This is a genomic window from Methanolacinia petrolearia DSM 11571 (assembly GCF_000147875.1).
Classification (GTDB): domain Archaea; phylum Halobacteriota; class Methanomicrobia; order Methanomicrobiales; family Methanomicrobiaceae; genus Methanolacinia; species Methanolacinia petrolearia.
In genome coordinates, this window is sequence record NC_014507.1 from 1,336,521 (window position 1) to 1,349,206 (window position 12,686).

The following is a 12,686-nucleotide window of genomic DNA, read 5'->3' on the forward strand; positions in this document are numbered from 1 at the left end:
TTCAGGCTTTAAGTGATTTTTCTTTTTCAACCAGATATCCTGCAATATATTCTGGAATCGGGGCACTCATGCAGTGCCAGTTAGGCGTTCCGTTAACCTCGAGGACGAGATACGAATCCTCCCACGGTAAGAGATCCACCCCGCAGTAATCGATATTCACTGCATTTGCCGCTCTTGATGATATCTCCGCCATGTTATCGGGGATCTCGGCAACCGCCTCTCCAAGTCCTCCCTGGTGTATGTTGTGCGCAAATGTATCCGAACTTCTTCTTATTGCCCCGACAGCTTCCCCTTCAATGACAAAAACACGGTAATCGCAGTTGTTCTTAATGAATTCCTGAATGTAATACGGGCTCTCACCTAGTTCGCTGATATTTGTCATCGGGTATATTCCATTCCCGTCGAACCCGTATACCGGTTTATAGACCACTTTCCCGTGCTTCTCAAGAAAAGTCTCTACATGTTCCTGTGAATTGGTGAAGATCGTTTCGGGCGTCGGAACACCAGCTTTGATTAGCCTCGCGGTTGTCTGGACCTTGCTTGCGCACGTCGCTATGGACTCGGGACTGTTGACGACAGCGTTCGATAGTCCGAGAACCGACAACGCTTCAAAATGAACGCCGTCCTGGCGGATGCCACAGACCCAGATCAGTTCATCCTCGATTCCCGGATTAAAAGGATTAATTTTATCAAGATCCAGGTATTTCCAGGGAGCATTACGCTTATCAAGTGCGGAAACGACCATTCCCGTAGAATTGTCATCAGGCGTATCCGTCGGTTTCTTAATTATATATATCATAAAAAAAGTTTATTCTAAATTATCTATTGGATCAAGTTCTGTTATGTCTTTCCCGTATTTTCTCCAGACCTTTTCCCTGAATACGGGGCCGGAGTTATATGTGCAGAACGGAATCAGGCGGCCGTCCGGGGTTGCATAATGGATACAGCACCTCTGGACGCGGCTTACATCATAATTATAATTGTCCATAAAGTGCATTGTGCCGATAAACAGAGCGTTCCAGTGGAATTCCTTCAATGCCTCGAAATCATGTTTTATAAGTGCATGATAGAGCATCTTCCAGAACTGCGTGGAATTCGAATATTCCCCTTTCTTCAGTGAAGAGTGAACTCCCTTAAGGCCCTCGACCAGTGTCATGTACTTGTTGATTACCGAAGGATCATCGATCTTATGCGACATATTATTCATGACTTCAAAGAAAGTATCCACATCGATCATCTTATTGATCGGAACCAGACCTTCATCTGTCACAAAGGCATATGTCGCTGCACCGCAGTGCTGGTGAGCCGTGAAGGTGATCTGCGGTTTTCCTGTATATTTTTCTATGAGCTCCGAGATCGGAACAACCGACGGAACCGGGTAAAAATATTCCTTTTTCATTACGCCGCCGGTCTGCTCTTCAATTCTCTGCAGGAGATCAGGGATTGTGACGCGTTCCTTTTCAATATCATCTTCCGATGCAGCGCCTGTAAATGCTACAGGCTGGAAGTTGATTCCCCTTACGACGTCGTTATTTTCGGCTGCGAATTTTATTATAGCCCCTACTTCGTGATCGTTCTTGCCGTTTATTACGGTGGGAACAAGGACAACTCCCTGGCCGCATGCCGAACAGTTTTCTATGGCTTTTTTACTTAGTTTTAGGAAAGGGTTGGTCTCTTTTGTTACACCGTCAAAATGCAGGTATACCGTCGACAGGCCTGCATCTTTGAGTTGTTTCACATATTCGGGATCACGCGCAAGCTTTATTCCGTTCGTCGCCATCTGGACCTGATTGAAACCCATTTCACGTGCTTTTTTTATGATTTCGACCAGATCGTCGCGCATTGTCGGTTCTCCCCCGGAGAACTGCACTGCCGGTGTCGGGCATGGTTTTTCATCCCGGAGCACCCTGAGCATATCAACGATCTGGTCGAAGTCAGGCTCGTAGACAAAACCGCATGCCCTTGCGTTTGCAAAACAGAAGTCGCAGTTGAGGTTGCACCTGTTCGTAAGATCGATATTCGCAAGCAGGGTTGTGGATTTATGATTGTTGCAAATTCCGCAGGCTGTAGGACATTCTTCTATGGAAGCCGTTACCTGTGGATTTTCCACACCTGACCCCGGGCTGTCATACTGATCATAACGCCTGAACATCCCGGCATCAGACCAGTATAGAGCTTTATAAGTTCCATGTTCCGGACAAGTCCTGACGATCCAGATTTTATTGTCTTCCTCAATAATTTCTGCCGGCAGAACCGCACCACATTCCGGGCAGAGACTTTTGGTATTTTTGATCACCATGGTAACTCACTTATTTTTTCTTGATCCTTATTTAATTCATTTATGAGAACTGATAATGCATTAAAGTTATTTTTTCAACTGTTTTGATACATTATATATTTTATTAATACTTTAATTATTAGACATATTGTTGCCTGACAATTTAGATTTATGGAGTGTAATTTATCCGTTTCTTCTTGCATTCTGGATAATGATACCTGCATATGTACCCAACTCAGCTGCTGCGGTCTTCGGAGGAGGAAGATCTATCGACGGCGGAAGGAACTGGAGCGACGGGAGACGCATATTCGGGGAGGGGAAGACATGGAGAGGCTTTATAGGTGGTGTTTTGTCGGGAATTATATTTGGTATACTGCTGATAGTTATCGAAAATACCTTCGGCTGGTCAATTCAGACTCTTCTTTCCGTTATTCTCCTCTCGCTCGGCGCACTTCTCGGAGATCTTGTCAAAAGTTTCTTTAAAAGAAGGCTGGACAAAAAACGCGGTGAGGAATGGCTTATCGCCGACCAGTATGATCTTGTGGCAGGCTCCATGCTCCTTGTGTTCGTCTTCGACTACGGCTGGGCCGTTCAGCATATTACAATTGCAGTTTTAATATGTATTCTGATAATAACTCCGCTCCTTCACAGGGGTGTAAACATAATCGGTTATATGATTGGAGTAAAGGATGTTCCATGGTAAACAGGATTGCGGATATTCTCATTAAATACGGTGCGATAGAGTTTGGTGATTTCACCCTGGCATCCGGTGCCAAAAGCAGTTACTATATCGATATGAAGACTGCATCTACAAATCCGGAACTTCTTGCAATTATCGGCAGGGAGATTGCGGAGAATTATGAGTTCGATGTGGTCGCCGGAGTAGCGGTGGGCGCTGTCCCGATCGCAGTTGCAGTATCGCTTGCGTCAGGCAAACCATACTGCATCATCAGGAAGGAGGAGAAGGATCATGGAAAATCCGGTAAACTTATCGGTGATGTCATAAATAAAAAGGTACTTCTCGTCGAAGACGTGACGACTTCAGGAGGGAGTGTCCTCTTCGGAGTCGATGCCCTCCGGGAGAATGATGCGGATATCAGTGAGGTTGTAACTGTGGTTGATCGTGAGCAGGGTGCGTTCGAGCGGCTTAAGTCCGCCGGCGTCATTTTGTCGGCACTTGTAAGGGCATCCGAAATTGTTGATATAGAATCTTAGGTTTTTTGTTTTTGCGGTGATACAGATGGTTATGAAAATACTTGTCGTGGGTGGCGGCGGAAGAGAACATGCAATAGTATCGGCATTATCCCGCAACAGCGATGCAGAGATATATTCGGTGATGTCAAAGAGAAATCCGGGTATAGAAAGTCTTTCGGAAAGAATTTTGATCGCAAAAGAGACGGACGTTTCGTCTGTAGTCCGGTTTGCCGAATCAGTCGGGGCTCAGTATGCGGTAATCGGACCCGAGGCACCGCTTGAGGCAGGCATTGCGGATTCCCTCGAAGAGAAAGGGATCGGGTGTTTCGGTCCGGGAAGAGCGGCCGCACGTCTTGAAACCGACAAGGGCTTCTGCAGGGAGATGATGGAGAAGCACGGTGTTGCCGGCTGTCCCCACTACAGGATATTTAAAAATACGGATGATGCATGCGATTTCGTCATGAATTATGACGGAGATCTTGCCATTAAACCCGTCGGCCTTACCGGGGGCAAGGGTGTAAAGATAATGGGGGAGCATTTCGATAAGGAAGGAGCCGTAGAATATATAAGAACCCTTTCCGGGGGCGTTGTTCTTGAAGAGCGCCTTATAGGTGAGGAATTTACCCTTATGGCCTTTGTCGACGGCAAAAATCTTGTCCCGATGCCTCTCGTCCAGGATCACAAGAGGGCGTTCAATGGTGATGTCGGACCCAACACCGGTGGCATGGGCTCATATTCGATGCCCGATCACATGCTGCCATTCGTCACCGGCGATGACTATCAACGTGCTCTTGAGATAATGAAGGACACGGTGGCGATGATGGCAGAAGAGGGGCATGTGTATAAGGGAATTTTATACGGCCAGTTCATGAATACATCCGAAGGCCCCAAGGTTATCGAATTCAATGCGAGATTCGGCGACCCCGAAGCGATGAACGTCCTGACACTGCTGTCCTCCGACTTCACGGAGATCGTGGAAGCTGTGGTGAACGGAACACTGGATGAATGTGACGTCACATTCAGGAAGATGGCGACTGTATGCAAGTACCTCGTTCCCGAAGGATACCCCGAGAACCCGACTGCCGGGGACCCCTTCTTCATTAAAGATCAGGGAGATGCCTACCTGTATTATGCAAATGTGCTTGAAGAGGACGGGCGCCTGTATACCCAGACTTCAAGGACTCTCGCCTTTGTCGGGATGGCCGAAACTCTGCAGGAGGCGGAAGTTATTGCAGAGAAGGCCGCCGGATCGGTCAGGGGCGCCGTAAGATACAGGAAGGATATCGGGACCGACGAAGTCCTCCAAAAGAGAATCGCACATATGAAGGAGATCAGATGAAAAAGGACATCCTGTCGATCCTGGATTTAAACAGCGAAGAACTTACCGGAGTACTTGCCCTTGCGGATAAGCTTAAGGGCGAGAGGAAGAACGGGATCTTCCCGGAGTACCTGTATAAAAAATCTGTCGGGCTGATATTCGAGAAGGCGTCTACCAGAACAAGAATCTCATTTGAAACCGGAATATTCGAACTCGGCGGCCACCCGCTGTTTTTGAATCCGAACGATATGCAGCTCGGAAGAGGCGAGACGATCTCCGATACGGCAAAAGTCCTTTCGAGATATCTTTCGGCGATAATGATGAGGTCGTACAGCCACAGGACTGTTGAAGAACTTGCCCTCCATTCGACGATACCTGTCATCAACGGCCTCTCGGACGAGGAGCATCCCTGCCAGATTCTTGCCGACATAATGACGATGCGGGAAAATTTCGGAAATAACCTGGAGGATCTTACGATCGCCTGGATCGGAGATGGAAATAATGTCTGCGACTCCCTGATGCTCTCGTCGGCCCTGACAGGATACAGGGTAAATGTAGCAAGTCCGCCTGCATACAGGCCGAAGGAGAAGTACATCGAACTGGCTGAAAAAGCGGGTGCCTATGTGAAATTTTTCGATAATCCCCGGGACGCCGTAAGCGGAGCGGATGTGATCTATACCGATACCTGGATCTCAATGGGTCGTGAGAATGAAAAAGAGGCTCGCGTTAATGCATTTAAAGGATACAGAGTGGACGAATCTCTCCTGGCCGGCTGTGACAGCGATTCGATTGTCTTCCACTGCCTTCCGGCTCACAGGGGAGAGGAGATCTCCGACGAAGTTATCGACGGCCCGATGAGCAGGGTCTGGGACCAGGCGGAAAACAGGCTTCACGCACAAAAGGCCCTTCTTGCAAAATTATTGGGCGACGATATCAGTCAATCAGTTTCATAAAATCGATTATCTTTTCTCCGTTGCCGGATCTTGATCCTTCAATATGAAGGATCATCTCTTCAATTATTTCATTATTCGATTTCGGTTTGTCCCCTGCGAGTATGCTTTCAAGGGCCCGCATCTGGAATATCTTGTGTTGCAGTCTTGAATCTTTATATCCTACAACCGCTACGAAGGAATTGCATTTTTTATCGAATGTAATCGAGAGGATATTATCGACGTTGATGTAGCTTCCTTCGAGAGACTTTATCCAGACCATGTTAAAAATATTCTGTAAAATTGTATATGATTTTTATTATCCGGATCTTCAGCTTTCGTCTTCACCGATGAATTTATTTAGTTCGGCCATCATGTAATCCTGCACCTGAATCGCGACATCTTTTTTGCACCTGAAGGCGAGAAGATTGCGGACATCCCCGTCCATGTTTGCATATTTTAACGGACGTTGGCGGGATACTACTTCGACATCGAATTTCTTCGAGATATCGACAATTATTGATCTCGGGACTCCCGGAGGTACGATTACATCATATAATTTTTCACTTGTTTCGGATTCGCTCATTAATATAACTCCATTACTTTCCTATCTTCATCCGGCGACTCATGATGCACGGCCCGCCCCTGACACCGCCGATCGGGTCTTTCGGTTTTCCGAGAGAGCACATGCAGCGGCCCATAAGGGCGGCTCCTCTTGCAAGACCATCATCGACAAAGATCACGTGCTTGAATGGATCTTCGAAAAATCCTCTATCTTCGATGCCGTTCATGATATAAGTCGGCTTGAAGCCGGAAATGGCCGCCCTTCCCGTAAAACCTATGGATGTATTGGGAAGGATAAGGCCTTTTTCATTTGCGACATCGATAAGACGAAGGGCCATCCCGGCGCAGACGTGATCGATGACCTGCGTCATCAGGCCGATGCCGTGTTTCTTATATATTTCTGCGCCGAGTGCCTTTAAATCCTCTTCTCCGCTGAAATCTTTACCGCAGTCGCACCCGATCATCGCAATTCCAGATTCCATGGCAAGGTCGGCGCATACCGGGACTTTACCGAATCTCGTTCTGTCGGGAGGAACGATCCTGATGTCTATAAGATCGTGAATCCTCTCTTCGTATTCGGATACGGTCTTCGTCTTCTTCAGCGATAACGAGGATTTGATGCTCTTATCCCCGAAGAGATCCAGTGCAGTTCCTGTTCCTTCCTTGACCTTGCCTGTGCCTCTTATAATCGCATCGGGAATTGCTCCTGCAAGGCCGCAGAAATTTCCGATCGTCTTTGCAAAGGGATAAGGATCGTCAGGGGATACATCGCTTGTTATCCTCCCGTCAAGTGTCGTTCCGAAGTCGATGGATACGCAGGGGTTTCTGAAATCGACAGGCGTCCATTTGGCTCCTTCCTTTATGCCCGCCATTGCAAGTTCGCCCTCCATCTCGTTTGCGACCATCTCGACACCTGAAGAGCCTATAGGGGGCGAAACACCGGCAACGGTTCCGCAGAATGTGAGTTTGTCCGCAAAACTGAACTCCCTGAGTTTCGGGGGAAGGTTCTCCTTGCTCATAGGAGGAGTCATCTTTTTAGGGGGAACGCCTGCCTCCAGGCAGCCATTTGCAAGTGCGATGACGAAATCGCCGACCTGCTCGGGTTTGTCCATCGCAGCAACAACGCCCGTACTTCTTACGACAAAGTCGAGATCCTCTTTCACGGACAGTTTCGCTTCCTTGTGGCATTGCAGCAGGGTATCCCTGACCAGTTCGGTTACGGATTCCCTTGATATCGGAGTTCCGACGAGTGTCTCTCCGAATACTTCTTCGCCAGGTCTGGGAGGCCTGACATCACGGCTCATGCTGACGGTTTTATTGATAATATATGTTCTGCCCGTCTCAAGGTTGGTCCCGGTCAGTATGCATTTTGTGGTGGTATTTCCCATTTCGACAGATGCGACAATAAAGTAGGGTTTCGTGAGATATTCGGGAACCCTCATCCCTGCCCCCTGCCCTACCACGGGGGGAGGGGGGCTTTCAACGATATTGGGAGTTTTTCTCTTGAAAGAAAAAAGTGCACACATATCTAATCGATTATTTTTTTCAGGATTAAATCTTTTGTTTTTTCCAAAAGGTTCTGATTTTCCTCTCAGAACTTCAGATTTACCGGTTTTTCAGGATATCATATCGGCAATATTTTGTCTGCCAGGGAATCTTTCCGGTCTGCCAGGGGAGAATATTGACGGTTCAGCAAATCAGGATTCCAACTCTATGCTGGAATTTTAATGACTAATTTTTATTTATATCATAATATATGAATTAACTTCCCGGTTAAATGACTGATTTTTTTTAATTATTTCATATAAATGCCACGTTCATGAAATACTATCTGAGTATTGCTGCCTGTGTTCGTCTCAAATTACGACTCACAATCAATACAGACCCAATCCCCCAGTAAACAGACACCATCGTTTCACCATTGGAAAATGCTTCAGGCAGCAGTACCGCAATAATATTTCCTGGAAGATTTTCCGTTCAATTTTCAGGATTTTTAAGAATCAAAGGTATTGAAAATGATAGAATTTAAAAATCTGGTCAAAACCTACGGTAAAATTAACGCCGTAGACAACCTCTCCGTCAAAATAGAGAAAGGAGAGGTATTTGGTCTTCTTGGCCCGAATGGTGCGGGAAAAAGTACTACTATCCTGATGCTGTGCGGGCTTATTCAGCCGACTTCGGGAGAATGCTATATCGACGGGACGGAAGTCTCAAGAAATCCCATCGAAGTTAAGAGAAGAATCGGCTATATGCCTGAAGATGTCGGATTTTATCCCAATCTTTCGGCCGAACAGAACCTGGAATTTTTCTCCAAGCTATACAATATTCCTGAAAAGGAGAGGAGGACAAGGACAGACGAACTCCTCGACCTTGTAGGATTATCCGGTGTCGAGAAGAAGGTCGGCGGGTACTCGAAGGGAATGCGCCAGCGGCTGGGGATCGCTAAGGCACTGATCAATGATCCCGATGTGGTAATTCTTGACGAACCGACGGCAAATCTCGATCCGCAGGGAGTTTCCGATTACCGCAAGATCATCAGGAATATTTCGGGCTCGGATAAGACAGTTCTCGTATCTTCGCATATTCTCTCGGAGGTCAGCAAAGTCTGTTCGAGGGTCGGGATCATGCAGAAGGGAAGGATAATAAAAGACGGGTCCTGGGACGAACTTGCAAGAAATTTGGATCTTCTCGGTCTGCCCGAGATAATTATCAATGTCGAGACCGCATCCGGGATGCCGGAACTTGTTCATGATGATATCATCAGGGTGGATTATTCCGGGGGGATGACCAAGGCGAAGATCATTGCTTCATGCGATATCAGGACCGACATAGGCAGGATCCTGATCGAGAACAGGATTGTTCCGAGAGAGATCGCACTGGATGCCATAACAATGGAAGATGCCGTCCTTTCGTACTACAACGAGGTGAACAGCTGATATGAAATCCGTTGGACTTTTTGCAATAACTGAAAAGGAATTCCAGGATCATACCCACAGCAGAAAATTTCTGATGTTCCTTTCGATCATCCTCGTCGTAACAATCATAGGGATGGCTTCCGGTTCCGTCGATTATAACCAGCAGATAGACAGCTACAATGATGAGATGAGTGTGGTAGATGAGGATTCGGAGATGGTTTCGTACTGGTACAAGCCGTCGATAATGACGATCTTCAACAGTGTAGGGGCTCTTCTTGCGTCTCTGGGCGCTATACTCGGAATCGCAATGGGATTCGATCTGATTACAAGGGAGAAGGAGAGTAAATCGCTTAAAATTTTGTTGTCTCACCCGATATACCGCGATGAAGTCATTAACGGAAAAGCTGCAGGGGGTATTCTCGCATTGCTGCTCGCCTTGTTCGTCACTTTTATTATCGGAGCAGGCATCATGCTGATCTTCGGTATAGTGCCTTCGGTCGATGATTTCATATACATAGTGTTCTTCGGCCTCGCAGCATTTCTGATGATCTTTTCATACTTCGCAATCTCAATGTTCATGTCCACGGTTGCAGAGGACAGCGGCAATTCTCTTGTTTATACTCTGATCATCTTCGTCTTCCTGTCGAGTCTCCTGCCGGTTTTTGTCTGGAGTTCGACGACCGACCTTATCGTCGGACCTGCGCCCGAATACCCGGAAGGATTAGTTGACTTCAACTATGGTGCGGGGGGAACGGCGGTTACGATGACCATAGCCAAGGAAGAATCCGATACCAGTGATGGAGTTACGGATATAACGGAAGATGAGGCCTGGCAGAAATACATGGAGGAGATGGAGGAATACTGGGGTAAAAGAGAGATGATATCAGGCTTCGTCAACCTTCTTTCGCCGACTAACAACTTCCAGGATATCATGAATACACTGACATATTCGAGCAACGGCCTTGACGACCTCCTGAGATCTTCCTATTCTCCTGCGGATGAAGAGAGTACCGGTGTTATGGATGTTCTCGGGAAGCTCTTGTGGAACTTCGTTGCCCTGATTGCAATCCCGGCGGTATTCTTCGGGGCGGCATATATCCGTTTCATGAGGCTTGACGTGAGGTGAAAATGACAGGAATTATTAAAAAAATGCTGAACTGTTTATTGATATCGGCATTTTTAATCCTGCTTCTCTTACCGCAGGGGGTTCTTGCATCAGGAAATGCAACTCCCAATGTAGAGATTACATGCAATTTTCCCGGGAGGATCGTTGAAGCCGGCGAAACAGTAAAGTTCGACCTGAAAATTAAGAACAACTACGGCACATACCCCAAGATGCTCGATGTGGATACGTTTAAAGGGGAAAATGACTGGAAGTTTGCTTTTTATTCGGGGGAAAACAAAGTAGACCGTGTTTTAATGGGAAAAGGGGAGGAGTTAACAGTCACCCTGGAGGTCGATACGGCAGGTGACACTCCTGTCGATACATATCCGATAAGAATCCGGATCGACGACGCAAGGCTGTGGATTTATATCAAAATCGAAAAAACACATGCCGGAGAGTCTGGCGTTCTTAAGGTTACGGTTGTCGACGAACAGGGGGAAAATATCAAAGGTGCCGTTGTACAGATAGTCGATGAAAGAAGGCATAACATCGTAAAAGAGGTCCTTACAACAGCAGACGGGCAGATCAGGACCGAAGTCGAACAGGGGGACTATATTCTTAATATCGAAAGCAGCGGTTATATCGGTTCTCAAAAGGACGATATAGTGATAAAAAGCGGCTATACCACCGATGCCGGGACAATAATGCTAGAGAAGAAAAACTACGGGCTGACCATAGACGTTAAATCCCCACTTGTGACGGCAACCATCGGAAACAAACCGGTATATGAAATTCTGTTATCGAATGTCGGAAAGAGCGACGATATATTTGATCTCAGCGTCGAAGACCTTCCTGCAGGCTGGTACGGCAGGTATAAACTTGCAGCGGATTCGACCGAGAGCGCATCGAGTCTCTATATCGATGCAGGTTCCGAAAAAACCGTCTTCCTCGAGATCATTCCCCCTTATTCCGTAGAGAAGGGAGATTACTCCTTCAATATCTCTGTAAATTCGTCAGATTACAGTTATAAAGAAAAGCTCGAGGCAAAGATTACAGGCAGCAGCAACATGGTGGTATTTTCGGAAAAATACCGTTATGAAGTAACGAAAGGTGACACCGCGGATCTTTCGATGACGATATCGAACAAGGGAAGCGGCGAAGCGCTGACCAATGTAAGAGTCGAAGTCTCGGCACCTGACGGATGGAACGTACGGACTACACCTACAACAATACCGTCTATCCAGCCAGGTGAAAAGGCGACGGTTAACCTTAAAGTGACTCCGCCGGCCAACATAGCCGCATCGGATTACAAGATCTCAGTTAAAGTAATCTCCGACCAGGAGGAAGATACCGAGGAGATTAAGATTATCGTGAGCGAGAGTTCGCTCGTCGGAATATTCGGCGTGCTGCTTCTTGCGGGAGCGTGTTTCGGGGTATATTATTATTTCAGGAAGCACGAGAGAAGATAGAATTATTCTTTCGGAACCAAATTTTTTTGGCTCTTCGCTGTTTCATGTGGGTAAATAATTTCGGGACAGCAAACAATTACCGAAATTGCTTTGCATTTTCTCGTCCTCACATGTGTTCGGATATTACATACATGGCACTGTCGTGTTGCTCACATACCTTACTATACCTTGCTCGGGCAACCCCGGCACCGGCGGTCAGGTCCGCCGGACGGCCCCTACCCAGGGGCATTGCCTTAAGATAGCCCTCTCATGGCACGCTCAGGGGACCGGCAAGGGTCCCCTAAGCTGTTGAATTTGTTTTTTTGACATATTCCATACGCATTATGAGCCTACCGCGTTTTTCCGCTCAGGGGATACTCGTCTATCCCCTGAGCGGCATATCATGATGAGAGGCCCCGAGGTCGGGGCCGATCCGCGAGCCTGCTGTGCGGCTCACGGCGAGGGGTTGCCAATGACGTGATCGAGAGATACCTTTTCCAGGTCGCTTGACTCATCAGTTTTAATATATATTGATGATGTCAAATTATTTCGGGATACTACAATTCATCTCTTTTCTACAATGAAAACCAGATGGCAGTTTTTTGGAGTATGGCCCTCCTGTCTATTGAGTCTATTTTGTCTATTAGAATGTATGGCTGAAAACCCATAATCCGGGCTTATTTCGCTCTTTTCTATGCGTGTTTTTGAGGTCAAAATAAATATCGCCAATTTGTGGACTTTTAGCCGGTTAAAGGCCGGATCGTATCGATATAGCGGCACGTATTTACCCTGTTTTTTTCAGACGATATTTATACCCTGCAGGCAGGAGATCGTGGAATACAGGGCTTCTGTGTGGATGTTGAAAATCAGGGTTTTCGCAGAATTTCGGGTTTATTTAAGTTTTACTTTACAATCCGGTGATCTTTAAAAGAACC

At 46.9% G+C, this 12,686-nt stretch carries 13 protein-coding genes; 8 read left to right on the forward strand and 5 right to left on the reverse strand.

The window, feature by feature from the left end:
* Position 1: 1 nt before the first annotated feature.
* Positions 2 to 799 (reverse strand): ATP-grasp domain-containing protein, encoded by a 798-nt coding sequence (locus tag MPET_RS06645; protein ID WP_013329247.1) that lies wholly within the window; start codon positions 797 to 799, stop codon positions 2 to 4.
* Between the two features lie 9 nt (positions 800 to 808).
* A complete protein-coding gene (gene tes / locus MPET_RS06650) occupies positions 809 to 2,299 on the reverse strand; it encodes a tetraether lipid synthase Tes (protein WP_013329248.1) in 1,491 nt (496 codons plus the stop codon).
* A 190-nt stretch (positions 2,300 to 2,489) separates the two neighbouring features.
* Here tes and MPET_RS06655 point away from each other — a divergent pair, with 190 nt between their 5' ends.
* The 4 genes from MPET_RS06655 to argF are packed head-to-tail and all read left to right on the forward strand — an operon-like array spanning position 2,490 to position 5,743.
* Positions 2,490 to 2,981 (forward strand): CDP-2,3-bis-(O-geranylgeranyl)-sn-glycerol synthase, encoded by a 492-nt coding sequence (locus MPET_RS06655; protein WP_013329249.1) that lies wholly within the window; start codon positions 2,490 to 2,492, stop codon positions 2,979 to 2,981.
* Positions 2,975 to 3,493: an orotate phosphoribosyltransferase gene (pyrE, locus tag MPET_RS06660; RefSeq protein WP_013329250.1), complete on the forward strand. Its 519-nt coding sequence runs from the start codon at positions 2,975 to 2,977 to the stop codon at positions 3,491 to 3,493. Before MPET_RS06655 ends, pyrE begins: the two co-directional genes overlap by 7 nt.
* Positions 3,494 to 3,518: 25 nt before the next feature.
* On the forward strand, positions 3,519 to 4,811 hold the full coding sequence (gene purD, locus MPET_RS06665; RefSeq protein ID WP_013329251.1) for a phosphoribosylamine--glycine ligase: 1,293 nt from the start codon (positions 3,519 to 3,521) through the stop codon (positions 4,809 to 4,811).
* Positions 4,808 to 5,743 (forward strand): ornithine carbamoyltransferase, encoded by a 936-nt coding sequence (gene argF / locus MPET_RS06670; RefSeq protein WP_013329252.1) that lies wholly within the window; start codon positions 4,808 to 4,810, stop codon positions 5,741 to 5,743. Before purD ends, argF begins: the two co-directional genes overlap by 4 nt.
* Here argF and MPET_RS06675 read toward each other — a convergent pair.
* The 3 genes from MPET_RS06675 to MPET_RS06685 are packed head-to-tail and all read right to left on the reverse strand — an operon-like array spanning position 5,724 to position 7,809.
* On the reverse strand, positions 5,724 to 6,002 hold the full coding sequence (locus tag MPET_RS06675; RefSeq protein WP_013329253.1) for a hypothetical protein: 279 nt from the start codon (positions 6,000 to 6,002) through the stop codon (positions 5,724 to 5,726). The two genes, argF and MPET_RS06675, sit on opposite strands and share 20 nt — an antisense overlap.
* A 48-nt stretch (positions 6,003 to 6,050) precedes the next feature.
* Positions 6,051 to 6,305, reverse strand: coding sequence for a hypothetical protein (locus MPET_RS06680; protein ID WP_013329254.1), 255 nt, complete (start codon positions 6,303 to 6,305; stop codon positions 6,051 to 6,053).
* A 13-nt stretch (positions 6,306 to 6,318) separates the two neighbouring features.
* Positions 6,319 to 7,809, reverse strand: a complete 1,491-nt coding sequence (locus MPET_RS06685) for a methanogenesis marker 14 protein (protein WP_013329255.1) — start codon at positions 7,807 to 7,809, stop codon at positions 6,319 to 6,321.
* Between MPET_RS06685 and MPET_RS15320 the strand changes: the two genes are divergently transcribed.
* The 4 genes from MPET_RS15320 to MPET_RS06700 all read left to right on the forward strand — a co-directional run bounded on the left by MPET_RS15320 (position 7,787) and on the right by MPET_RS06700 (position 11,772).
* Positions 7,787 to 8,011 (forward strand): hypothetical protein, encoded by a 225-nt coding sequence (locus tag MPET_RS15320; RefSeq protein WP_187287605.1) that lies wholly within the window; start codon positions 7,787 to 7,789, stop codon positions 8,009 to 8,011. The two genes, MPET_RS06685 and MPET_RS15320, sit on opposite strands and share 23 nt — an antisense overlap.
* 287 nt (positions 8,012 to 8,298) lie before the next feature.
* Positions 8,299 to 9,219 carry an ABC transporter ATP-binding protein gene (locus MPET_RS06690; protein WP_013329256.1) on the forward strand — a complete coding sequence of 307 codons (921 nt, stop codon included), beginning with the start codon at positions 8,299 to 8,301 and terminating at the stop codon, positions 9,217 to 9,219.
* 1 nt (position 9,220) lies between these two features.
* Positions 9,221 to 10,324 (forward strand): ABC transporter permease, encoded by a 1,104-nt coding sequence (locus MPET_RS06695; protein ID WP_013329257.1) that lies wholly within the window; start codon positions 9,221 to 9,223, stop codon positions 10,322 to 10,324.
* A 2-nt stretch (positions 10,325 to 10,326) separates the two neighbouring features.
* Positions 10,327 to 11,772, forward strand: a complete 1,446-nt coding sequence (locus MPET_RS06700; RefSeq protein ID WP_013329258.1) for an NEW3 domain-containing protein — start codon at positions 10,327 to 10,329, stop codon at positions 11,770 to 11,772.
* Positions 11,773 to 12,686: the final 914 nt, after the last annotated feature.

What these genes read in the sequence shown, in the direction of transcription:
- argF (WP_013329252.1), top strand. Translation starts at nt 4,808, where the DNA reads ATGAAAAAGGACATCCTGTCGATCCTGGATTTAAACAGCGAAGAACTT.
- MPET_RS06680 (WP_013329254.1), bottom strand. Translation starts at nt 6,305, where the DNA reads ATGAGCGAATCCGAAACAAGTGAAAAATTATATGATGTAATCGTACCT.
- MPET_RS06655 (WP_013329249.1), top strand. Translation starts at nt 2,490, where the DNA reads ATGATACCTGCATATGTACCCAACTCAGCTGCTGCGGTCTTCGGAGGA.
- MPET_RS06695 (WP_013329257.1), top strand. Translation starts at nt 9,221, where the DNA reads ATGAAATCCGTTGGACTTTTTGCAATAACTGAAAAGGAATTCCAGGAT.
- MPET_RS06690 (WP_013329256.1), top strand. Translation starts at nt 8,299, where the DNA reads ATGATAGAATTTAAAAATCTGGTCAAAACCTACGGTAAAATTAACGCC.
- MPET_RS06675 (WP_013329253.1), bottom strand. Translation starts at nt 6,002, where the DNA reads ATGGTCTGGATAAAGTCTCTCGAAGGAAGCTACATCAACGTCGATAAT.
- MPET_RS06700 (WP_013329258.1), top strand. Translation starts at nt 10,327, where the DNA reads ATGACAGGAATTATTAAAAAAATGCTGAACTGTTTATTGATATCGGCA.
- pyrE (WP_013329250.1), top strand. Translation starts at nt 2,975, where the DNA reads ATGGTAAACAGGATTGCGGATATTCTCATTAAATACGGTGCGATAGAG.
- MPET_RS06685 (WP_013329255.1), bottom strand. Translation starts at nt 7,809, where the DNA reads ATGTGTGCACTTTTTTCTTTCAAGAGAAAAACTCCCAATATCGTTGAA.
- MPET_RS06645 (WP_013329247.1), bottom strand. Translation starts at nt 799, where the DNA reads ATGATATATATAATTAAGAAACCGACGGATACGCCTGATGACAATTCT.
- purD (WP_013329251.1), top strand. Translation starts at nt 3,519, where the DNA reads ATGGTTATGAAAATACTTGTCGTGGGTGGCGGCGGAAGAGAACATGCA.
- tes (WP_013329248.1), bottom strand. Translation starts at nt 2,299, where the DNA reads ATGGTGATCAAAAATACCAAAAGTCTCTGCCCGGAATGTGGTGCGGTT.